This is a genomic window from Kribbella sp. HUAS MG21 (assembly GCF_040254265.1).
In the GTDB taxonomy this organism is placed as follows: Bacteria; Actinomycetota; Actinomycetes; order Propionibacteriales; family Kribbellaceae; genus Kribbella.
The window spans coordinates 5,516,716-5,538,333 of the sequence record NZ_CP158165.1 but is presented as its reverse complement, the minus strand read 5'-3'; the positions used below and the strand labels follow the sequence as shown (position 1 = coordinate 5,538,333).

Sequence of the window (21,618 nt, the reverse complement as noted above, 5' to 3'; positions counted from 1 at the left end):
CGATCGCCGTCGTCCGCGCATGCTGGGCGCCATGACGGCATCCGTCCGGAGGGCAGTGACCTTCGCCCTGATGACCCTGATCGCGCTGTCCGTCTCCGGTACGGCGCTGGCAGCGGAAGGACCGGACGACGCGGCGGCCCGGCGACTGGCCGAGCGTTACGCCCCGGTCGTCAGGATGCAGCAGGAGACGTCGTCCTGCACCGGCGAGCAGTTCCGGCCGACGGACGTGCAGGCGGTGCTCGGCAACCAGGAGGTCGCGCTGCGGGGTCCGTGGCGGCCGCCGGACCTGATCAAGATCCAGCCCGCGGACAGCGATCTCGGGCGCCGCTACCCCGGGCACTTCCTCGACTTCCCGGGCGACCCGCTGCGCCCTGGCTGCGACTACGCCGACTGGTCGGCACGGATCAACGCCGACCACCCGGCGACCGTCTACGCACACGTGGCCGCGGATCCGGCGTTCCCGGAGCAGCTGTCGCTCGAGTACTGGTTCTTCTACGTCTTCAACGACTACAACAACACGCACGAAGGAGACTGGGAGTCGATCCGGCTCGTGTTCGACGCCGCCACCCCGGAAGCGGCCCTGGCCACGGAACCGACCGCCGTCGGCTACAGCCAGCACGGCGGGGCCGAGCGGGCGCGCTGGGGGGATGCCAAGCTCGAGCTCGTCGACGGGACACATCCGGTCGTCTACCCGGCGGCGGGGTCGCACGCGAACAAGTTCGGCCGGCGGCTGTACCTCGGGCGCGGCTCCGAGGGGCTGGGCTGTGACGACACGACCGACCCGCTGCCCCCGATCAGGCCACGGGTCGCGTATGTCCCGATGCGGTCGGCGGACTACCTCCAGGAGTATCCGTGGCTGGCGTTCCAAGGCCGGTGGGGTGAGCGGCAGCGGTCGTTCTTCGACGGTCCGACGGGGCCGAACATGAAGGCGTCGTGGACCGCTCCCATCCAGGACGCCGAGGCGACCTGGCGCGACGACAGCACCGTGGTACCGGCCGGCACGCTGCTGGGCCCGAGCAGCACCGACGCCTTCTGCACCGCCGTCGCCACCGGGTCGAACCTGCTCCGCGAAACCCTCGACCGGACGTGGCTGCTCGGCCTGCTGCTCGCCGCCGCGGCAGCACTCGTGTGGCTCGCCGCGAGCCGAACACGCTGGTCCGACGCCGTCCCGCTTCCCGCGCGCAGCGAGCGGGCCTGGGGCCAATCAGTGGCGGCCGCGATCCAGCTGTTCCGCCGCCGACCGGCGCTGTTCGGCGGGTTCGCCGCGGCGTTCGCCGTGCTGAGTCTGGTCACGGTGACCCTGGCGCGGCTCCAGGCGGAGCGCCGGGACGCACCGGCCGACCTCGGCGCACCGACCGAGAACGCGACCGGCTTCTGGGCGTCACTGCTCGCGCTCGCGATCACGATCCTCACCATCGCGACGTACACCGTGCTCCTGGCGGCGGTGATCCGGACCCTCGACCAGTTGGACCGCGGAGTCCCGGTCACGGCCTCGGCCGCGCTGCTGCACGTGGTGTCGATCCGCGGACCGCTCGTCCGCGTCGCCACTCAGTACGTCGTGGTGCTGTTCGTGCTGACGATCTTCGTCGCCACGATCCCGCTGGCGATCTACTACGCCGTCAGCCGCGCGTTCGTCGTCCAGGCCCTGGTCGCCGAGAACCTCTCCGGCGGTACGGCGCTCCGCCGCAGCCGTGAGCTGGTCAGTGGCAGGTGGTGGCGGACCGCCGTACCGCTGGCGATCGTCGTCGGACTCGGCCTGGCCGCCGGGCCGATCGCGGGCATCGTGCTGCTGCTGGCGACCGACTGGTCGCCGACGCTGATCAACGTGGTGTCGTCGATCCTCTTCGCGGTGGCGATGCCGGTCGCGGCCGCGGCCGTGGCGTACCTGTACTTCGACAGGAGCACGCGGCGGTCACCCGGATCAGGGGAACTACCGGGCGCGCCGCGAACCTATGCTCACAACGGCGAGAAGGGCCTGGAGCACGACCTGCCACCGGCGCGCTCCGAATCCTGAGCGGGAGCAGCGGAGGTCGAGATGGTCCAGGCCGGCAGTCCACCACCGGCGCCCGCACCCGAGCCGGCTCGCAGCCTCCCCCGGCTCGGGCGCCGGCAGCTGGTGCCCGCCCTGGCCGGCCTGGTCGTCGGCGCGCTCGTCACCGTCCTGATCTTCGTCCTGGCCCGGCGCGGCGATTCCACGGCCTCGGCAGCCGGCAGCCCGGCGGATCGCGGTACGGCGATGTGCGCGGCAGTGCCGGTGGCGGAACAGGTCCTGCCGGCGGTCGTCACGATCTCGGCGCAGCGCGGCGCGCAGGCGGGCACCGGGTCCGGCCAGGTCATCCGGCAGGGCGGCTACATCCTGACCAACGACCACGTCATCTCGGTCGCGGCGGGCGGCGGCACGGTCTCCGTCCAGTACAGCGACGGTTCCACCTCGGCCGCGACGATCGTCGGCCGCGATCCCAGTACCGACCTGGCGGTCCTCAAGGCCGCCGACGGCGCCGAGGGCTTCCCGACGATCGGGCTCGGGTCGTCGGCAGACCTCGAGGTCGGCCAGCCGGTGGTCGCGCTCGGTGCCCCGCTCGGCCTCAGCAGCACCGTCACCTCCGGCATCGTCAGCGCGCTCGACCGGTACGTTCCGGTGCCGGGCGACGGCGTGACCCATCACCTGGTCGGCGCGATCCAGACCGACGCCGCGATCAACCCCGGCAACAGCGGCGGCGCCCTGGTGGACTGCGCCGGGCGGCTCGTCGGCGTCAACGCCGCGATCGCCACCGTGCCGAACGCGGTCGGGGTGGGCGGCGGCGGCAGCGTCGGCCTCGGCTTCGCGATCCCGATCGACCTGGCCAAGCCGATCGCCGACCAGCTGATCGCCACCGGCAAGCCGGGGCATCCGACGACCGGCCTGCAGGTGCAGGAGATTCCGCCCGCGGTCGCGAAGGCCACCGGCGCACCGGCCGGCCTGTTCGTCCTCGCGGCCGAGGGCCCCGCCGCGAAGGCGGGCCTGCGCAAGGGTGACGTCATCACGGAGATCGACGGCAAGCCCGCGGTCAGCAGCGAACAGATCGTCGTGGCGACGCTCACCCGCGCGGCCGGAGACACGATCGAGCTGAGATACCAACGCGCGGGCACGGCGGGCGACGCCACGCTCACGCTGGCCGCGGCGCAGTAACCGCTAGCGAACCGGAACGGATGCCAGCAGGTCCAGGCCGAGCTGCCGCGACAAGAACTCCGCGGCCAGCCGCCCACGCACACTGTTGCCCGCCGCATCCAGTCGGGGACCGAACGTCCCCAGGGCACCCTTGCCGGGCGAGACGGTCACCATGCCGCCGCCGATGCCGCTCTTGCCCGGCACACCGACATCGAGCAGCCAGTCCCCGGAAAGCTCGTACAACCCGGCGATCGTCATCACCCCGAGCGTCATCCGCGCCACGTCGGCGTCCACGACCCGCTGCCGGGTGGTCGGACACACACCGCCGTCCGCGAGCGTCGCCCCCATCGCCGCCAGGTCGGCCGCAGTGACCGACAAGCAGCTCTGCCGGGTGTAGAGCTCGGTCGCCGCGGCCGGGTCGCCGGCCAGGCCGTCCATGCTCCTAAGCAGGGCCGCGACCGCGCGGTTCCGGTGGTTCGTCGCCAGCGCCGAGGTCAGCACGGTCGTGTCCAGCGTGAGCCGGCGGCCCGCGAACCGGCTCAGCCCGTCGGCGATGAACTGCCACCGCTCGTCCACGGAAGCGCCCGGGACCAGGCTGGTCGTCGCGATCGCCCCAGCCTTCACCATCGGATTGGTCCGCCCCGCCGCCGACTGCTCGACCGCCTTCACCGAGTTGAACGGCAGCCCGGTCGCGTTCACGCCGACGAGCGTCCGGACGGCGCCGGCACCGACCGCCTGACACACCAGCGCGAACACGAACGGCTTGGCGACGCTCATGATCGTGAACGGCCGCCGCGACTCCCCCGCCTCGAACGACCTCCCGTCCGTCGCCACCACACAGACGCCGAACGCTTCCGGGTCGGCGTCGGCCAGCGCCGGATAGACCTCGCTCACCGTCCCGTCGTGCACACCGGCGAACCGTTCGTACGCCGTCCGCACCAGGTCGCCGACCGCCGCCGGGGACGGCAGGCCGCCGGTGGAGACGTACCGGTCAGCCATCTCAGAACGACCAGACCAGCGGGATGACGGTCAATGCCGTGAGCAACCACCACGCCATGATCGGCAGACCGAGCTTCCAGTAGTCGCCGAACCGGTAGCCCGCCGGGCTCATGATCATCATGTTCGCGGGCGTGGAGATCGGGGTCAGCAAGGCGGCCGCACCCGCTACCGCGACGAGCATCAGCACCGGCTGCACCGACGTACCGGTTCCCTGGGCGGCGGCCACCGCGATCGGCGCCACGATCAGCACTGTCGCGGTGTTGCTCACGACCTGACCCAGCAGCGCGGTGAGGCCGAACAGTGCCAGCAGCAACAAGTACGGGTGGCCCGGGCCGATCGCGTCGATGATCAGGTCCGCGATCCGGTCGGCGCCGCCGCTGGATCCGATCGCGGCCGACAACGGGATCAGGCCGCCGATCAGTACGACGATCTGCCAGGAGATCGCGCGGTACGCCTGAGCGGGCCGCACGACCCGGGTCAGCACCATCGCCAGCGCGGCCAGCAGTCCTGCCATCGCCGGCGGCACCGCGCCGGTCGCGAGCAGCACGACCATCGCCGCCAGGATCGCGACGGCGGTCGAGGCTTTGGGTCCCCAAGGCACCGCCTGGCGCCGTACCAGCTCCGGCGAGTCCACCAGCAGCACGTCCCGGTCACGCGTGAGCTCGTCCAGCGCCGACCAGGCGCCGTGCACCAGCAACGCGTCCCCTTCAGCCAGCTGGGTCGGCTTGTTGCCGCGGTCCTTGCCCATCCGCTGCACGGCGACGATCACCAGGTCCGGTCCGCGGTGCATCCCGGGGAACACCGTCTCGCCGACCAGCGACGAGCGCGGTGGGACCACCGCCTCGACGACCCCCGCCTCACGGCCGATCAGGTCGTCGGCGCCGGCAGGCGTCGTACTCACGGTCAGCCGGGTGTCAGCGGTGAGGCGCCGTACCTGCTCGGTCGGCCCGGTCACCACGAGTACGTCGTCAACGGCGAGGGCTGCGTCGACGCGGTACTGCCCGTCGCCGTCCTGTACGCCGACGATCGACACCCCGGGGTACGGCGTGAGGTCGAGGTCACGCACTCCACGGCCGACCAGGGGTGACAGCTTGCGGACACGCAGCCGGTAGAACCCGTCGGCAAGCGCGTAATGGACGTCCAGCGTCTCGGCATGCAGTGCGAGGTCCACCGCGGGATGTGCGGGTCGTGCCGCCGGCAGCAGGCGCGGCCCGAGCAGCACCGAGACGGCGATGGTGCCGACGACCAGCGGCACCCCGACGAGCGCGAACGAGAAGAAGGCGAACCCGCCCTCGCCCGCGTCGGCAGCTGCTTCGGAGACGATGATGTTGACCGGCGTACCGGTCAGCATCAGCAGCGATCCGGCACTTCCCGCGAACGTCAGCGGCATCAGCATCCGCGACGGCGGCTCGCCGATCCGCACCGCGAGCATCACCACCAGCGGCAGCAGCGCGGCGACGGCGCCGTTCAGCGTGATCAACGCGGACAGGACCGCGCACAGGCCGGTGACCGCGATCAACAACCGGGTCCGCGTCGTTCCGGCGTACCTCACGATCGCTTGTCCTGCCCAGGCGGTGACCCCGGTCGAGTCGATGCCCTCGCTGACCACGAACAGGGCGGCGATGAAGATCACCACCGGGTCGCCGAAGCCCGCGAGGACCTCGGTGAAGCCCAGCACGCCGGTCGCCCACAGCGCCACTGCCGCGAGCAGGGCGACCACATCCACGGGCAGCCGGTTCCAGACGAAGACCGCGACGGTGAGCCCGAGGATGACCAAGCTGAGCGTTCCGTCGTCCATGGTCCGCGGCCACCCTGCCTACGGGCGGTGGACCGGCGCGTCGGGGCCCCACGGGATCCCGATCAGGTACCACGCGACGTAGAACAGCGCCCACGTGACGAGCACGATCCCGGTGTACGGCAGCATCATCGAGACCACCGTGCCCATCCCGGCCTTCTTCCGGTACCGCTGGCTGACCAGCACGATGAACGGCAGGTAGACCATCAGCGGCGTGATCACGTTGGCGGGCCCGTCTCCGACCCGGTACGCCGCCACCACGGTCTGCGGCGCGATGCCGAGCCGGAAGAACAACGGGATGAAGATCGGCGCCAGGATCGCCCACTTCGGGATCACGCCGGGCATGATCAGGTCGATCACGAACACCAGCAGGATGAATCCGATCAGCAGCGGCAGCGCGCCGATGTCGGCCCGCTCGAGCAGGTCGGCCAGGCCGGTCGCGGCCAGCGTCGACATGTTCGTGTAGTTGAAGTACGCGATGAACTGCGCGATCAGCAGCATCAGGAAGATCAGCCCGCCGAGACCGTTGAAGGTCTTGACGATCGCGTTGATCACGTTCGTGCTGCCGGTCAGCGACTTCGCGCCGCGCCCGTACCCGAGGCCCGCCGCGAGGAACAGCATCGAGATGATGAAGAGCAGGCTGCTCATGAACGGCGAGGACCCGAAGATCTCGCCGGTGTCCGGGTTCCGCAGCGGCGCCCCCGGGATGAAGGTCAGCGCCGACACGATCGCGACGGCCACCAGCAGGTAGTACACCGACCAGCGCAGTCCGCGGGACTCCAGGCGCAGCTCCTCGTCGGTGGGCTGGTGGTCGGCCGGCGCGTCGGCCGGCGCCTCCGCCGGGTCGTACCTGCCGAGCCGCGGCTCCAGCAGTCGCTCGGTGACGATCGTCATCACCACCGCGCAGAACAGCGTCGCGGCGATGCTGAAGAAGAAGTTGTGCGTGACGTTCAGCTGGACGTCGGGGGCGACCAGCGCGATCGTCTCGTTCGTCACCTCGGTGATGATGCCGTCCGCCGGAGTGATCAGGACGTTCACGAAGAACGCCGCGCTGACCCCGGCGTACGCCGCCGCGATGCCGGCCAGCGGGTGCCGCCCGAGTGACGCGAACGCGGCCGCGCCCAGCGGGATCAGGACCAGGTAGCCGGCGTCCGAGGCGACACTCGAGATGCCGCCGAGCAGCACGATGATGAACGTGATCAGGCTCTTCGGGGCGACCTTCACCATCTTGCGGATCAGCGCGGCGATCAGGCCGGCCTCCTCGGCGACCCCGACCCCGATCATCGCCACCAGGATGACCGCGACCACTCCGAAGTCGTTGAAGTTCTGCACGGCGGTGGTGAAGATGAACCGGATCCCGTCGCCGGTCAGCAGGCTCTCCGCGGTGATGGTTTCCTCGTGCAGCTCGTAGTCCGGGATCGCCGGGGCCGGCGGGGCGTCGTTGCCCGGGACACTCGTCCCCTGCGGGTACTCCGGCGCCACCTCCACGGTCGCCGGTTCGGCGACCTCCGTGGTGACACTGGCCCCGGCCCAGGACAGGATCTGCGACAGCGCGATCACCAGGACGATCAGCGCCAGGAAGATCAGCGCCGGGTGCGGGACCTTGTTGCCGACGCGTTCGATCCCGTCGAGCATCCGCTGCATGAACCCCGGCTTGTGGTCCTTCTCGTCGGCCGTCTTGGCATTCATGACGCTGCCGCGGGACGGGTGAACGCGCGGGCGAACTCGATCAGCAGCTTGGTCCCGGCCCCGGTGGCGCCCTTGTTCCGCCAGGTCCGGACCTCCGGGAGTTGCGCCGTACCGGCGATGTCGACGTGCGCCCACGGCACGCCGTCGACGAACTCCTCGAGGAAGAGGGCGGCCGTGATCGATCCCGCGTTGACCCCGCCCATGTTCGTCAGGTCGGCGATCGCCGAGTCGAGTTGCGCGCGGTACGGCCGGTGCAGGGGCAACTCCCAGACCAGTTCGTCGGTCGCCTCGCCGGCCCGCTTCAGCTGCGCCACGACGGCCGCGTCGTTGCCCATCACGCCGGCGATCTCGACGCCGAACGTCCGCAGGCACGCGCCGGTCAGGGTCGCGATGTCGACGATCGCGTCGACCGGCTCCTCGGCCGCCAGTGCCAGGGCGTCCGCCATCACCAGCCGGCCTTCGGCGTCGGTGTTCAGGACCTCGACGGTCTTGCCGTTGCGCATCCGCAGTACGTCGCCGAGCTTCATCGCCGACCCGGACGGCATGTTGTCGGTGCACATCAGGTAGCCGGTGACGGCCGTCGGGCAGTACAGGGCCCGGAGCGCCGTCATCGACGCGAGCACGGCGGCGGCGCCGGTCATGTCGTTCTTCATCTGGGCGTGCGACTCGTCGCTGGGCTTCAGGCTGATGCCGCCGGAGTCGTACATCACGCCTTTCCCGATGAAGGCGATCCGGCCGGTCGGATGGTCGGGCTCGTAGCGGAGCCTGATCATCCGCGGCGGTTCCACGCTGCCGCGGTTGACGCCCAGCAGGCCTCCGCAGCCCAGCTCGATCAGCTGCTCCTTGTCGAAGACCTCCACCTGGAGTCCGGCCGCCGCGCCGACCTCGAGCGCGACCTCGGCCATCCGGGACGCGGACAGCGTGGTGGCCGGGCAGTTGGCCAGGTCCCGCCCGAGGCAGTACGCCGCGGCGATCACCCGGCCGCGCTCGACCGCGGGCGCGACGACGTCGGCGTCCTCGTCGGCTGCCACGATCAGGAGCGACTCGAGCAGCGGCTCCCCGGCTCCGCGGCCGACGAAGTACCGCCAGCGGGCCAGCAGCACGCCCTCGGTCGCGGCCTGCGCGAAGTCGGCGGGCGAGATCCCGGCCTCCCGGGGCGGGATCTCGACCGCGAGCCGCCTGTGCCACGGGACCGCCCGGGCGAACTCCGCGGCCAGGTCACGCACCAGCGTCACGTCGAGCCGGCCGGACGCGCCGACGCCGACGGCGACCCGTACCGGCGCGTCCGCGGGCCGGACGAGTGTCTGGCCGCGCTGCGCGGTGAAGCCCGCCGACGCCAGCCCGTCGGCGTCGATGCCGAGTTCCTCGGGTGGCTCGGAACCCGCGACCACCGGTACGGCGAGTGCGTCCGCCTCGGTCATCGCCTGTTTCAAGGTGCCGACACCGATCGCCGGCCGGTACCGCGTCGACGGGATCGGATCGAAGTCGTCCGGGATGGTGTTCACGAGATCTCCTCCGGAGGCGGATCAGGCCTGCAGTGCCTGGACGAGCTCTTCCTCGCGCTCCCTGCTCAGGTTCGACTGGAGGACGGTCGGCCCGAGTGGTTTGAGCGCCTCGACGACCCGGTCCACGGTCGCCGAGCGGGCCAGCAGGAAGACGGCGGCGTGCCCTTCCTGCAACTCCCGGCCGACCTCCTTGATCAGCTGGTCGCTGATCCCGATGTCGGTGAGCTTGCCGGCGACGGCGCCACTGGCCGCGCCGACCGCGAGGCCCGCAAGCGGGTTCAGGAAGAGCAGGCCGATCAACGTCCCCCAGAGGGCGCCGCCGGCAGCCCCGGCTCCGGTCAGGTTCATCGTCTGCTGGATCCGGACCTTGCCCCGGTCGTCCTTGTAGGCGATCGCGGCGTCGTCGCGCTGCAGCAACTCCTGCTTGGCCAGCTCGTCGGTCAGCCGGAGTACGCGCTCGGCGTCCTCGCGGCTGTCCAGACCGAGCACTACCAGATGGGTCATGTCGGATTCCTCCCGGGAATGGCGCGTCACACCTGTGCGTAACGCCTCATCCCATCAATCGGGCGCGCGACCGACCTCCTCCGATTAGGGTGACGGCGGCCGCGCCGGATCACGACCGGCCGAGCGGTGCGCGAGACCGCGGCCCGATCACCCGCTGCGGGGGATGACGAGGCCTGCCGCGCGGGCGACCCGGAGCGCGGCGGACCGCTTCTCGACGCCCAGCTTGCGGTACAGCGACATCAGGTGCGTCTTGACGGTGTTCTCCGTGATGAACAGCGCCTGACCGATCTCGCTGTAGGAGTTGCCGAGCGCGAGCTGGTCGAGCACTTCGGCCTCCCGCGCCGTGAGCCGGATCCGGGCGCCGTTGACCGTCGCCTCGAGGCGCCGTGGCGGGGCGGCCGTCGGATGCCGCCGGGCCGGCGACGCGGTTCCGCCCGGCCCGGCAGCGGAGGACTCGTGCCTGGACAGCTTCTCGAGCGCGAACGACGCGAACGGATGCGGATTCGGGCCGCCGACGTGCCTGCGCAGTTCGTCGAGGAAGGCCGGCTCGTGCGCGGCCGGGATCAGCACGTGCAGCATGCGCTGCGGAGCAACGCGGTGCAGCGTGTCCATCAACGACGCCTCGACCGCGGGCTGACCGGCCGCACCGGCGAGCAGCGCGGTCCGGAATCCCGCCGCAGCGGACGCGAGCGGCGGATGCGTGTCGGTCTTCAGCGCCTCGTCGATCATCGCCGCGGTCTCCTGCGGATCGCCGCCGCAGATCGTGAGCATCGCCCGGATCAGCGTCGCTTCCGACGCGTTGCCGGTCCGGTCGAGCTCCGCGATCTGCGTCTCGATCCCGCTCTGGTCCCCGAGCAGCCCGGCCAGCCGGAGCCGCAGCAGTGCCAGGTCACGTGACAGGAAGGACGGCAGGGCTCCGGCAGACGCGAGATCGGCGGTGAGCGCGGTCATCGCGTCCTCGAGCCGGCCGGACTCGATGAGCAGCACACCGTGCAGCACCACGCGCAGGCCCGCGATGACCGTGTCCGAGTCGGCGACATCCGCATCGGCGACGCGCTCGTACCAGTGCCAGGCGGTGTCCAGGTCCAGTTCGCCGAGCGCTGCGAAGCCCAGCACCAGGCCTGCGCGGACGGCGTACTCCTGCGGCAGCTCGTCGTCCCCGCCCGCGTCGAGAGCGGCCTGGGCCGACTGTGCTGCGCTCCGCTCCTGGCCCCAGAGGTGCTGGACGACCGCACGATGCGCGAGGCACCCCGCGATCAGCCGCGGATGGCCGGCCATTCGCGCTGTGACGACCGCCTCGTCGAGGTGGCCGAGCGCGTCGTCGAGCTCGTCGGCCCAGATCTCGGCCGCCGCGAGTTCGATCAGCAGCCAGGCCAGGCGCTCGGCGCCGAGGACAGCGCGGTGCCGGCGCCGGTCGGCGGCCGGATCGAAGGTGAGCAGCGCCCGCGCCCGGGAGATCGCGGCCCGTACGTCGTGCCAGCCGTAGCGCGACTCCCACAGGTGGAGCAACGTCGCGTCGGCTTCCAGGGCGTCGTCCTCCGGGACCGCGGACCGGTGGTCCGCCGCGACCAGCACCTGGTCTGCCGACGCCGCGTCGAGCACCGCACCGGCGACGTCACCGCTGACCCGGCGGAGCAGTCCACGGACGCCGAGCAGGTGCGGGTGGTCGCCGAGGTCGTGGTCCGGCAGTGCCTCGAATCCCGCGGCCATCGGTGCCAGGTCGCCGGCGGCGAGCAGCTCCGGGCCGTGGACGAGCAGGATCCGGGCGACCAGTGCGGGGTCGTCGGCGCCCAGCGCACTGCGCAGCGCGGTGCCGCCCTCGCCACGGTTCTCGTAGTACAAGGCCGATCGGTGCTGTGCCGCCACGACCAGCTGTGCCTCGTCCCGGTCGGCGGCCGTACGGCGGCGCAGCAACTCGACGAGCAGCGGGTGATAGCGGTACACGGGCTCGCCGTCGGCGCCGTCGGCGTACGCCGTCACCAGGAGGCCGTTGCCGGCGAGGTCCGCCAGCATCGCGCCTGCCTCGCCGTCGCCGCTGAGCATCGCGGCCAGCCGATCGGTCAGGTCCTTGGCGCCGAACGTGCTCAGCAGCATCGCCTGGACCCGCTCGTCCAAGGTGCTCAACGTCTCTCCGAGCAGCAGATCGAGGACCGGGCGCTGAGTGACCAGCGGCCACACGGCATCGCCGGACGCGGCCAGGGCCCGTGCCGCGAGGACCAAGGCCGCGGCCCAGCCGGCCGTCCGCCGCTGGAACAGCTGCACGTCCTCGGCCGTGGCCGTCTTGGCATGCGCCCGGACGAGCTCCGTCGCCTCGGCGTCGGTGAAGCGCAGATCCCCCGCTCGCAAGGTCAGCGCCAGGCCGCGCAGCTCGAGTTCCGGGACGGGCAACGGCAGGTCGTAGCGGCTGGCGAGCAGGACCCGTACCGTCTCCGGAGAGTGCCGCAGCACGTGCGCCAGTTCCGCCACGATCTCCTTCGGGAGCAGGTGCGCGTCGTCGACGACGATCGGAACCGGCGGCTCCGCCCGATCGGGCGCCCGGAGTGCGCGGTCCAGCGCCTCCGGCGCGTGCCCCGGAACCCACAGCACCGCGTCCCCGGTCCGCCGTCGGCGCGCCACCCAGTCCGAGAGCAGCACGGTCTTGCCGGTGCCCGCGGGCGCGACCAGCAGCGTGAGCGACGAACGGATCCCGAGGTCGAGCGCCGCGTGCAGCCGGCCCCGCGTCACCAGCGTCAACGGAGGCCGGGGGATCCCGCCCGTGTTCGGGTGATCGGCCTCCCGGTGAGCTCGTCCAGAGGTCGGGGTAGTCACATCCGTCGCCCCTCCCCTGGCCGACCTCACGTGAACTTGACCGACTGCGCCGTGGTCTTGACTCCGTGCCCCGAAACCGAGACTAACGGGTTTCCACGAGGCGCGGCAGGGGCCCGACCGTGCCGATTCCGTGTCAAACGTTGCAGTGACAGCCCTTTCGTCACTCCCCTCGAGGTGACCGTCCGCGTCCGGTCCGGGGCACCTTGGCACCGATCCACACCGCGACCAGCACCAGCAGGCCGATGCCGGCCAGCCAGCCCCACAGGCCCTCGGACACCGGGCCGAGCCGGCCGAGCGGCAAGCCACCCGGATCCTCGGACTCCTGCAGCGCGACGATGTACGCGATCACGGCGCGCTTGTCCTCGGGCAGCAGGACGGCGTCGGAGAAGACCGGCATCTGCTGCGGACCGGTCAGCATCGCCTGGTACATGTGCCGCGGCGACGAGTCCATCAGCGACGGCGCATATCGACCGTGCGGGAGCGCACCGCCGCGCCCGGCGAAGTTGTGGCAAGCCGTGCAATTGGTCCGGAACAGCTCACCGCCCCGGACGATCTCCTCCTGCGTCACCTTGCTGACGTCGTACGACTCCGAGGGCGGCACCGCGGGGCCGGGAGCGAGCGACGCGACGTACGCCGCGAGTGCCGCGATCTCCTCCTCGGAGTAGGCGGGCGGCTTCTGCGGCACCTGGGCGCCGGGCTGCGCGGCCGGCATCCGACCGGTGCCGACCTGGAAGTCGACCGCGGCCGCCCCGACCCCGATCAATGAAGGCCCGGCCGCGTGGCCCTCGCCGTTCGTCCCGCCCTCGGCGTTGAGGCCGTGACAGCTCGAGCAACCGACCGCGAACAGCCGCCGGCCTTCCTCGATCTGTTGCGACTGCGGGCCGTCCGCCCCGGTCGCGCTCCCTGGTACCAGCACGGCGTAGACCAGACCGACCACGACGAGCGCGACGGCGAGTACGGCGAGGTTGCCCGGCCCGCGTCGCCGCATCGGTCGCCCGCGTGCGCCGCGCATCTCCCACCTCCCGCCGCCGAGGCACCATCAGACCGGAGGCAGGCAACCCCTGAGATCACCCGAACCAGGTGAGGTCACCCTCAGCGGGCGTCCCGCCGGGCCTGCCGACGGGCTCCGGCGGCGCGCGACGACGCATCCTTCTTCAGGCCACCGGTTGTCTTGGCCGTCCGGACCCTGGGCTCGCTGCCGGGGCCGACAGCCACGCTTGATGCCTGTGCCTGCGTCTTGGCGCCGGCGGCGTTCGAGGGCGCCGACCTGGCGGCGCGCGCCGCGGCAAGCCGTTCGCTGCGCAGTTCCGTCGAGGCTCGCCGGGCGGCCGTCGCCACTTCCCGGCTGACTCGCGCCAGCACCGACTCGAACAACTCCGCCTTGTCGCGATCGCGCTGGCTGCGCGCGTACGACAACCCCCGCCCGCCGGCCGGAGCGACCGCGGCGCTCGCCCCACGCCGATAGTTCTTCACGTACTTCGTCCGCGCCCGGCGGACCCGCTGGTGCAGTTCCAGCAGCGCGTCCTCGTCCAGGCCTTGCAACGCCGCCCGTTCGGTCTCGGCCACCAGCAGCCGCTCGGCGTCGCTCAACGAATTCAGCAGTCCCTGATTCATCACGCCTCCCAACCCCACCCCGCAGCCTACGCTCCTTCGGGAGAACGGGCGGGTTGCTATTCGGCGTTCTTGCGGGCGTCGGCGACGACGCCCGCGGCGATGTCGCGGAGCTTGACGTTGCCGCTCGAGGAGAGCCGGACCAGGAACGCGAAGGCGCGGTCGTGGTCGAGTTTGTACCGCTCCATCAGGATGCCGATCGCCGTACCGATCAGGTTGCGGGTCTCCAGTGCCTCCGACAGCGAGACCTCCTGCTTGTGCCAGCCCAGCAGGACCGCGGTCCAGTCGGCGAACATCGCGGCGATGAACTGCGCGTCGGCGTCGAACACGTCCGGCTCGTCGGCGTACAGGTTGAGGGCGCCGCGCACGTCGGGGTCGGCGCGGAACTGGAACGACAGTTGCGCCCGGAGTCCGAGGGCCGCGGCCTTCGGGCCGTACAACGGCCACCTGGTGTCGGTGGCGATGTCGTCGACCCGGACCACCGGCTCGCCCAGAGCCGCACGGACGCAGGGCCCTTCGCCGAGTTCGTACTGCAGTTCGTCGGCCGCGACCGCCAGGCTGCTCGTCGGCGCCAGCGTCCGGATGCTGCCGTCCTTGGTGGTCACCGAGATGCTGGCGTGCCGCACCCCGGAGATCGTGTCCGCCGCGCTGGCGGTGATCTGGGCCAGGCCTTCGTCCGGGTTCACCGGAGCGCGCAGCGATTCGGCGACCGTCGACATCAGGTCGGTCACCTCGGACAGCTCCATGTGCGCCCCCCCACGAGCTACAGCGTCGGCAGAGCGCCGACGGCTGAGCTCATTGTGCACCACCGTCGTGGCTGGGAGCGGAGAGTTCCCGGGGCGCGACGGGCGCTGGCTGCTCAACGCCACCGCCGCGCCCCGTTCCTCGCCGTCCGCCGCGGCGATGTGGAACACCCTTCCGGTTCCCCCGGCCCGGTGCGGTGAAACGGAGACCGCGGTACGTCCCGGCGGCGGGCCGAGTGGCCGTGGCGCCGGGATGTGGCATCATGGCGGTGGGCAGCACTCCGGCAGCGTGGGTGGCCAGTACCACCCGTGGTTGGAGTCGACATGCCGGACGATCGTGGCGTCACGCGCGCCGAAATGTTTGCCGAGCTCGCGCTGGCACTGCACAGCGCGACGAATCTGGACGAGACCGTCGAGGCAGTCGTCCAGTCCGCCTTGCCGATGGTCGGCTGCGACTACGCCGGCGTCCTGCTGGCCGGGCCTGCCGGGCCGAACGGGTCGCCGGTGATCGGCGCGGTCACCGACGCGCGCGTCGAGCGCCTGTACCGCTGGCAGATCGAGAGCGGCACCGGGCCCGCACTCGACGTGCTGACCGGCGGCCGCCCCGTCTACGTGGCCGACGTCGCGCTCGCCGCCGGCCGGCCGCACTGGCGCACGGAAGCAGTTGCCTGCGGCATCGGCAGCGTCCTGCACCTGCCGATGCTTGCCGGCGGCCACAATCTCGGCGTGCTGTCGCTGTACGCCGTCAAGCCGCACGCGTTCAGTGACATCGACGCCGAACCGATCGGCCGCATCGTCGCCCGGCACGCCACCGTCGCGATCAGCTCCAGCCGGAAGGAGGAAGACCTGCTGCGCGCGGTCGACGCACGCAAGCTGGTCGGCCTGGCGATGGGCATCCTGATGGAACGCTACGGCCTCGACGGCGACCGGGCCTTCGAAGTACTCCGCCGCTACTCGCAAGAAACGAACACCAAACTCCACACCGTCGCCCAACGTCTGGTGGAAACCCGAAACCTCCCCAGCGACCACAAGCTCGGCGATTAATTCTGAGGCCTTGACAGAAAAGCGGGCCGCAGGTCAGAGTCGGGCGTGGCCAAGGAATCCGCCGGACCGCTGCGCCTGTTGCGGGAGAGCAATCAGGAGCGGGTGCTGGCGGTCCTGCGGGCCCAAGGAGAGCTGACGCGGGCGCAGCTCACCGAGCGGACCGGGTTGTCGCGCGCGACCCTTTCGTCGATCGTGCAGGACCTGCTGGCGGCGGATGTTCTCACGGAGACCGCGAGCGGCGGCGACGGGCAGCGGGGACGCGGCCGGCCGGTGACCGTGCTGACCCTGAACCCGAAGGGCGGCCTGGCGCTCGGCATGGATCTCGGTCACCGGCTCGTCCAGGTCACGGTCGCCAACGTCGCGCACGAGATCGTCGCGTCCGGCGGCGTCACCTGCGCCGAACGCACGACGTGGCCGAGACGGTTGGAGCTCGCACTCGAACTCGTGGACGACCTGGCTACTGCCAATCGGCTCTCGCTGGCCGCCCTCGCCGGGATCGGAGTCGGCGTCGTAGGCCCCGTGTCCGAGACCGGTGGACATCGCCGGCCGAGCCGCGCGACCAGGATCCAGCTGGTCCGCGACGGTCTCACCGAACGCTTCGGCGTCCCGGTGTACGTCGACAACAACACCCGGCTCGCCGCCCTCGGCGAAGCGATCTGGGGAGCCGGCGCGGGCCTCGCCAACGTGTTGTACCTGCGGCTCTCGTACGGCGTGGGCGGCGGCCTGGTGCTCGGCGGTCACCTCTTCTCGGGTGCGGGCGGCGCGGCCGGCGAGCTCGGCCACATCGCCGTCGACGCGGACGGCCCCTTGTGCGCCTGTGGCGGCCGAGGTTGCCTGGAGCGCTACGTCTCGGTGGACGCGATCCTCGAGCAGTGCGGCGTACGCCGTTTCGACGACGTCCTGCACCGGCTGGCCGCGGGCGATCCCGCCGTACGTTCGGTGATCTCGACGGCCGGTACGAGGATCGGCACGGTCCTGGCCGCCGCTTGCAACACCGTCAACCCGGAGACCGTGGTGGTCGGCGGCGAGCTGGCGCAGGCCGGCGCGGACCTGCTCGATCCACTGCGCGAGGCGGTGCTACGCCACACCCACACCGAGGTCCGGCACGGCCTCCGGATCGAGCCCGCCGCACTCGGCCACGACGACGCCGCCCGCGGCGGGATCGCCCTGGTCCTCCGCCGCTCCCCCGTACTGGCGGGCTACCCGACCCACGACACCGACGCCCAGGAGATTTCGTGACCAGCACGGCTTCCATCGACATCCGGCGTACCTCGACGGCCCCGATCGATCCGATGATCTACGGCCATTTCCTCGAGTCGGCCTTCTTCGGCAACATCGAGGGCGGCGTCTTCGACGAGGGATCGCCGCTGTCGTACGACGGACCCGGTGCCCGCAACGGGCTCCGCGGCGACGTGATCAAGCTGTGCCGTGAGCTCGGGCTGCCGGTCGTCCGCTGGCCGGGCGGCAACTTCACGTCGCCGTACCACTGGGAGGACGGGATCGGCCCGCGGGACCGGCGCCCGCGGCGACTCGAGCTCGCCTGGGGCGAGGAGGAGTCGAACCGGTTCGGCACCGACGAGTTCCTTGCCTGGTGCAACGAGGTCGGCACCGCGCCGTACCTCGGGCACAGCTGCCGCGACGTCGACGAGGCGGTGCGTTGGGTGGAGTACACCAACTACGGCGGCGACACCGAATACACCCGGCAGCGCGCCCGCAACGGTCACGCCGAGCCGTACGGCGTGAAGTACTGGGGCCTCGGCAACGAGGTGTACGGCCAGTGGCAGATGGGGTACCGCCCTGCCGCCGCCTACGCGGCCGACGCGCGCGAGCACGCACAGTTCATGCACGCCGTGGACCCGTCGCTGAAGTTCGTCGCGGTCGGCCTGACCGACGACCGCCAGGGCTGGACCGAGGAGGTGCTGAAGGCCGTCGGCGACCGCATCGACTACCTGTCGTTCCACCTGTACGGCTCCACCACCCAGCTCGTCGACGGCGCCGCGGAGTACGACGCGATCGTCGCCCAGTCGCAGTACTTCGAGAGCCGGATCCAGGAGTACTCCGCGCTGGTGTCCGGGCTCGCGGCGCGGTACGGCCGGGAACGACCGCTCGGACTGGCGCTCGACGAGTGGAACATCCGCCACGTCGAGCCGGAGGCCTGGCCCGACCCGCTCCCCTCCGAGGACGGCGGTACGGCGCCGCGCGACGTGGACGGCGTACCGACGGATCAGCGACGGCGAGTCAACCGCTGGAGCCCGCGGACGCTGGCCGACGCCCTGTTCTACGCCGGCGTCTTCCACGCCCTGCACCGCGCCGCCGGGCTCGACGTGCCGGTCACGATGGCCAACACGGTCAACCTGCTCAACGCCAACGGCGTCGTCGTCGCGCGGCCGGGTGGTGCGGTGCGGGCGGCGACGTACCACGTCTGGGACCTGTACCAGAACCACCTCGGGCCGGTCGCGCTCGACGTCGACGTCCGGTCGTCGGCCCGCCTCGCGGCCGTGCGGCAAGGCGACGAACGGGACCACCACGGCGAGTACCAGGCGCGGTCGGCAACGATCCCCGACCTCGACGTGACCGCGACTCAGGACGGTACGTCGGTCAAGGTCGCGGTGATCAACCGGCACCGGGACGCGCCGATCACGGCCCGGTTCACAGTCGACGGCCGCAGCGACGGGCTACCGGCGCGGGCCGCGGTGAAGGACCTGGGCGCCGACGTCGACGACGTACTCGCGTCCAACACCCTCAGCGCACCCGACCGGGTCGCACTCCGCGACCGAGGCGTCGTCGACGTCCCGGACCGGACCTACGACTTCCCACCGCACAGCATCACGCTGCTGTCCTTCGATTTCTCCTGATCGCGTCACTATGCATTCGTTGCCCTGAGCACCGAGCACCGCGGCGATCCGCCATCAGCTCATCACCGGCGAGGTCGTCGTCAGTTCGATGATCGTGTACGAGCTCGCGGGTAGCTCGACGGCGACGTCCTCGTCCAGCTTGACCTCGTCCGATCGCGCAACCACCCGGCCAGGATCTGCCAGGGTGTTCCTGTCCAGTGGATCGTCGGTGTGCACCTGGTGGATGCGGACGACGTTCGTCGCCAGGAGTCGGCCGAGGTCCACGACCAGGCGGACGGCGCTTCGCCGGTCCCGGTTCACCACCGACAGCCAGACCGTCGACCCACCGGGATCCGCGGAGGCGCTCACGTCGATCGCCGGGATCTCGACGGGCCTGCGCTCGAGCGTCTCGCCGGTGACCGTGCCGCAACCGACGTCGCCTGCCAGCGAGACACTGCCGCTGTGGTGGCGCTGCAACCAAAGCGGCCAGTAGACGGTCTCGTGAACCACTTGCTCGTCCGTGACGACCAAGGCTCCGACGACGTTGATCGTCTGCGCGAAGTTCGCGAGGCCGACGCTCGCGCACCGGCGCTGCATGACGTTCAGGAACGAGGCCACCGCGAGCGCGTCGACGGTCCGGTACCGCGTATCGGCCGGACGCCACTGCGGGCTCATCTCGAACCGGGTCTCGTCCGCACAGTTCCACTCGGTGAACGCCAGCATCGGCTTCGGCGTACCGGGCTTCTCCCGGGCCACCAGGTCGACGAGACCTTGGATCGCCTCGATCGCGGCCTCGGTCCGGTACGGCCCGCTGAGCACGCGCTCGTAGTCGCCGCCGTCGGCGTTCGGATCGAACGGCCAGTAGGTGTGCAACGTCAGGAAGTCGATGTGTTCCCAGGCCTCGCGGAGCAGGGCGAGGTTCCAGTCGACCGCCTGCTTCGGCTCGTAACAGCCGACCGCGAGCACCTTCAGGCTCGGGTCGAGCCGCTTGATCGCCTTCGCCCACTCACGGCACCGGACGGCGTTCTCCTGCGGCCCCACCTGACCGAGCTCCCAGCTCCCCCACTCCTCGTTCCCGATCTGCCAGTAGCGGACGTCGAACGGCTCCTCGTGGCCGTGCGAGCGGCGAAGGTTCGCCCACTCCGAGTCGCCCGCGCCGTTGCAGTACTCCACCCAGGCGAGCGCCTCGCGCAACGACCCGGTGCCGGTCGTCAGGTTGAGCTGCGGCTCGGCGCCGATCCGCCGGCAGAAGGCGACGAACTCCGCGGTCCCGAACCCGTTGCCGACGTCGTACCCGAAATGCCAGTCGGTCGTCCGCTCGCGCTGCTCCGCCGGCCCCACCCCGCGCCGCCAGTCGTACGACGTCCCGGTACAGCCGCCCGGCCAGCGAACGACGGACGCGCCGAGCTGCTCGACCGCCGCGAGGACCGTACGACGGAGCCCCGAGCCGTCCGCGTCGGGATGTGCCGGATGGTGCAGGCCCTCGTCCGCGACCCACCGGCGGCGGGACAGGAACTGCCCGTAGATCTCCGGACGGATCGTCCCGTTGACCGTGCCGCGCAGCCTGAACGTCGCCTGCTGGCCCATCACGCCGGATCCCTTCGACGATCCATTTATCTCCGACTTGAAGATAAATAGTGGCGGCACCGGTGTCAACGCCGTAGTTGGACCGACGCGACGACCAGTGTTAGAACCGGGGACATGAACGAGCCCACGGGGACGAGCGAGCCGGGCAGGTCGCGTTCGAGCCAGCTCGGCGACATCCGCCAGCAGAACTACTCGACGATCATGCGCGAGCTGATGCGGTCGGGCCCGACGGCCCGCACCGATCTCGCCGCGACCATCGGGATGTCCACCGGCTCGGTGACGAGGCTGACCGGCGCGCTCGTCCGCGCCGGCCTGCTCGTCGAGGTGGCCGAGCCGGCGCTGCGGGGCAAGGGCCGCCCGAAGGTCCCCGTCGCCGTTGACCCGTCGACGTACGGCGTGATCGGCGTGCACTTCGGCCTGCGCCGGGTGAACGCCTGCGTGATCGACCTGCGCGGGCAGATCGTCGCGGAGGTGCACACGACCGAACGCACGACACGGCTCGAGCCGCTGGTCCGCAGCGCCGCCCGTTCGGTGCGGAAGCTCTCCGGCGGGACCGGCCTGACGATCCTCGGGATCGGCGCCAGTACCGGCGGGTGGGTCGACGGCTCCGCAGGCACTGTGCGGAGCCAGCCTGTGCTGGGCTGGCAGCAGGCGCCGCTGACCACGGCGCTCGGCGAAGCGACCGGCCTGCCGGTCCTGATCGACTCGCAGGTGCGGGCCCTCGCGCTGGCCGAACACTGGTTCGGCGCCGCGGCCGGGGTCGACAACTTCATCCACCTGTTCGTCGGCAACGTCGTCGGCGCCGGGTTCGTCTTCAACGGCTCGCCGTACCGCGGAGCGCACTCGGCCGCGGGCGGGCTGGACCACGTGCCGGTCCCCGGCCGGTCCAGCGAGGCCTGCGTCTGCGGCAGCCGGAGTTGTTTCGCCGTCGTCGCCGGGGACCTCGAGGTCGCCCGTCGCGCCCGGGCGGCCGGCCTGATCGGCGAGGACGACGAGGTGTACGACGTCTTCGCGCTCGCCGGGTCCGGCGACGCGCGCGCCCGGCGCCTCCTCCAGGAGCGAGCCGCGGTCGCCGGCAAGGCCACCGCCGCGCTGATCCGGATCCTCGATCCCGAGCTGGTCGTGATCGGCGGCGGGATCAGCGCCCCGGTCGACAACGTGGCCGCCCTCCGCGACGCCGCCCTGAAGGAACTCGCCGCCGACCCCGGCGGCGACGCCGGCGCGCGGATCCTGCCGAGTGCGTTCGGCCCGTACGCGTTGGGCATCGCCGCCGGAGCGGTCATGCTGGACGCCGTCTACCGCTCCCCCGAGGCGTTCGTCCCGGCGCTGACCGCCCACGCCATCTCCTGAC

General features: G+C 71.4%; 16 protein-coding genes. 6 read left to right on the top strand and 10 right to left on the bottom strand.

All coding sequences use genetic code 11. The features are described 5' to 3' along the window. Positions 1-31: 31 nt before the first annotated feature. Both ABN611_RS26910 and ABN611_RS26905 read left to right on the top strand, forming a co-directional pair. Positions 32-2,014 (top strand): hypothetical protein, encoded by a 1,983-nt coding sequence (locus ABN611_RS26910; protein ID WP_350275020.1) that lies wholly within the window; start codon positions 32-34, stop codon positions 2,012-2,014. Positions 2,015-2,035: 21 nt separating this feature from the next. After that, on the top strand, positions 2,036-3,169 hold the full coding sequence (locus ABN611_RS26905) for a trypsin-like peptidase domain-containing protein (RefSeq protein ID WP_350275019.1): 1,134 nt from the start codon (positions 2,036-2,038) through the stop codon (positions 3,167-3,169). 3 nt (positions 3,170-3,172) lie between these two features. Here ABN611_RS26905 and glsA read toward each other — a convergent pair whose 3' ends face one another. The 9 genes from glsA to ABN611_RS26860 all read right to left on the bottom strand — a co-directional run bounded on the left by glsA (position 3,173) and on the right by ABN611_RS26860 (position 14,805). Further along, the gene (glsA, locus tag ABN611_RS26900) at positions 3,173-4,147 is read right to left on the bottom strand and encodes a glutaminase A (protein ID WP_350275018.1); all 975 of its coding nucleotides are present in this window, start codon (positions 4,145-4,147) and stop codon (positions 3,173-3,175) included. Between the two features lies 1 nt (position 4,148). Then, entirely contained in the window at positions 4,149-5,945 is a 1,797-nt protein-coding gene (locus ABN611_RS26895) for an SLC13 family permease (protein ID WP_350275017.1), read from the bottom strand. 18 nt (positions 5,946-5,963) lie between these two features. Beyond that, positions 5,964-7,631 (bottom strand): AbgT family transporter, encoded by a 1,668-nt coding sequence (locus tag ABN611_RS26890; protein WP_350275016.1) that lies wholly within the window; start codon positions 7,629-7,631, stop codon positions 5,964-5,966. Continuing rightward, positions 7,628-9,136, bottom strand: coding sequence for a leucyl aminopeptidase (locus tag ABN611_RS26885; RefSeq protein WP_350275015.1), 1,509 nt, complete (start codon positions 9,134-9,136; stop codon positions 7,628-7,630). Before ABN611_RS26885 ends, ABN611_RS26890 begins: the two co-directional genes overlap by 4 nt. Positions 9,137-9,157: 21 nt before the next feature. Next, the gene (locus tag ABN611_RS26880) at positions 9,158-9,640 is read right to left on the bottom strand and encodes a DUF1269 domain-containing protein (RefSeq protein ID WP_350275014.1); all 483 of its coding nucleotides are present in this window, start codon (positions 9,638-9,640) and stop codon (positions 9,158-9,160) included. Positions 9,641-9,787: 147 nt separating this feature from the next. Continuing rightward, positions 9,788-12,364, bottom strand: coding sequence for a LuxR C-terminal-related transcriptional regulator (locus ABN611_RS26875; protein ID WP_350275013.1), 2,577 nt, complete (start codon positions 12,362-12,364; stop codon positions 9,788-9,790). Positions 12,365-12,608: 244 nt separating this feature from the next. Further along, complete coding sequence (locus ABN611_RS26870; RefSeq protein WP_350275012.1) at positions 12,609-13,460, bottom strand: c-type cytochrome; 852 nt, start codon at positions 13,458-13,460, stop codon at positions 12,609-12,611. Positions 13,461-13,540: 80 nt separating this feature from the next. Then, entirely contained in the window at positions 13,541-14,062 is a 522-nt protein-coding gene (locus ABN611_RS26865) for a hypothetical protein (RefSeq protein ID WP_350275011.1), read from the bottom strand. Between the two features lie 56 nt (positions 14,063-14,118). Further along, the gene (locus ABN611_RS26860) at positions 14,119-14,805 is read right to left on the bottom strand and encodes a GAF and ANTAR domain-containing protein (RefSeq protein WP_350275010.1); all 687 of its coding nucleotides are present in this window, start codon (positions 14,803-14,805) and stop codon (positions 14,119-14,121) included. A 321-nt stretch (positions 14,806-15,126) separates the two neighbouring features. On the opposite strand from ABN611_RS26860, the gene ABN611_RS26855 reads away from it, so the two are divergent. From ABN611_RS26855 to ABN611_RS26845, 3 genes are read left to right on the top strand one after another with little or no spacing between them, the layout of a single operon-like run. Continuing rightward, positions 15,127-15,846 carry a GAF and ANTAR domain-containing protein gene (locus tag ABN611_RS26855; protein WP_350275009.1) on the top strand — a complete coding sequence of 240 codons (720 nt, stop codon included), beginning with the start codon at positions 15,127-15,129 and terminating at the stop codon, positions 15,844-15,846. A 45-nt stretch (positions 15,847-15,891) separates the two neighbouring features. Next, a complete protein-coding gene (locus ABN611_RS26850) occupies positions 15,892-17,085 on the top strand; it encodes an ROK family transcriptional regulator (RefSeq protein WP_350275008.1) in 1,194 nt (397 codons plus the stop codon). Beyond that, a complete protein-coding gene (locus ABN611_RS26845; protein WP_350275007.1) occupies positions 17,082-18,701 on the top strand; it encodes an alpha-L-arabinofuranosidase C-terminal domain-containing protein in 1,620 nt (539 codons plus the stop codon). Before ABN611_RS26850 ends, ABN611_RS26845 begins: the two co-directional genes overlap by 4 nt. A gap of 54 nt (positions 18,702-18,755) precedes the next feature. On the opposite strand, the gene ABN611_RS26840 is transcribed toward ABN611_RS26845, so the two are convergent. Beyond that, complete coding sequence (locus tag ABN611_RS26840; protein WP_350281689.1) at positions 18,756-20,267, bottom strand: alpha-L-arabinofuranosidase C-terminal domain-containing protein; 1,512 nt, start codon at positions 20,265-20,267, stop codon at positions 18,756-18,758. Between the two features lie 114 nt (positions 20,268-20,381). On the opposite strand from ABN611_RS26840, the gene ABN611_RS26835 reads away from it, so the two are divergent. Continuing rightward, complete coding sequence (locus ABN611_RS26835) at positions 20,382-21,617, top strand: ROK family protein (RefSeq protein WP_350275006.1); 1,236 nt, start codon at positions 20,382-20,384, stop codon at positions 21,615-21,617. The last annotated feature ends 1 nt before the right edge of the window (position 21,618 follow it).

Excerpts from the sequence above, each read along its gene's own strand:
- ABN611_RS26910 (WP_350275020.1), top strand. The coding sequence starts at position 32 with ATGACGGCATCCGTCCGGAGGGCAGTGACCTTCGCCCTGATGACCCTG.
- ABN611_RS26905 (WP_350275019.1), top strand. The coding sequence starts at position 2,036 with ATGGTCCAGGCCGGCAGTCCACCACCGGCGCCCGCACCCGAGCCGGCT.
- glsA (WP_350275018.1), bottom strand. The coding sequence starts at position 4,147 with ATGGCTGACCGGTACGTCTCCACCGGCGGCCTGCCGTCCCCGGCGGCG.
- ABN611_RS26895 (WP_350275017.1), bottom strand. The coding sequence starts at position 5,945 with ATGGACGACGGAACGCTCAGCTTGGTCATCCTCGGGCTCACCGTCGCG.
- ABN611_RS26890 (WP_350275016.1), bottom strand. The coding sequence starts at position 7,631 with ATGAATGCCAAGACGGCCGACGAGAAGGACCACAAGCCGGGGTTCATG.
- ABN611_RS26880 (WP_350275014.1), bottom strand. The coding sequence starts at position 9,640 with ATGACCCATCTGGTAGTGCTCGGTCTGGACAGCCGCGAGGACGCCGAG.
- ABN611_RS26870 (WP_350275012.1), bottom strand. The coding sequence starts at position 13,460 with ATGCGCGGCGCACGCGGGCGACCGATGCGGCGACGCGGGCCGGGCAAC.
- ABN611_RS26865 (WP_350275011.1), bottom strand. The coding sequence starts at position 14,062 with ATGAATCAGGGACTGCTGAATTCGTTGAGCGACGCCGAGCGGCTGCTG.
- ABN611_RS26860 (WP_350275010.1), bottom strand. The coding sequence starts at position 14,805 with ATGGAGCTGTCCGAGGTGACCGACCTGATGTCGACGGTCGCCGAATCG.
- ABN611_RS26855 (WP_350275009.1), top strand. The coding sequence starts at position 15,127 with ATGCCGGACGATCGTGGCGTCACGCGCGCCGAAATGTTTGCCGAGCTC.
- ABN611_RS26840 (WP_350281689.1), bottom strand. The coding sequence starts at position 20,267 with ATGGGCCAGCAGGCGACGTTCAGGCTGCGCGGCACGGTCAACGGGACG.
- ABN611_RS26835 (WP_350275006.1), top strand. The coding sequence starts at position 20,382 with ATGAACGAGCCCACGGGGACGAGCGAGCCGGGCAGGTCGCGTTCGAGC.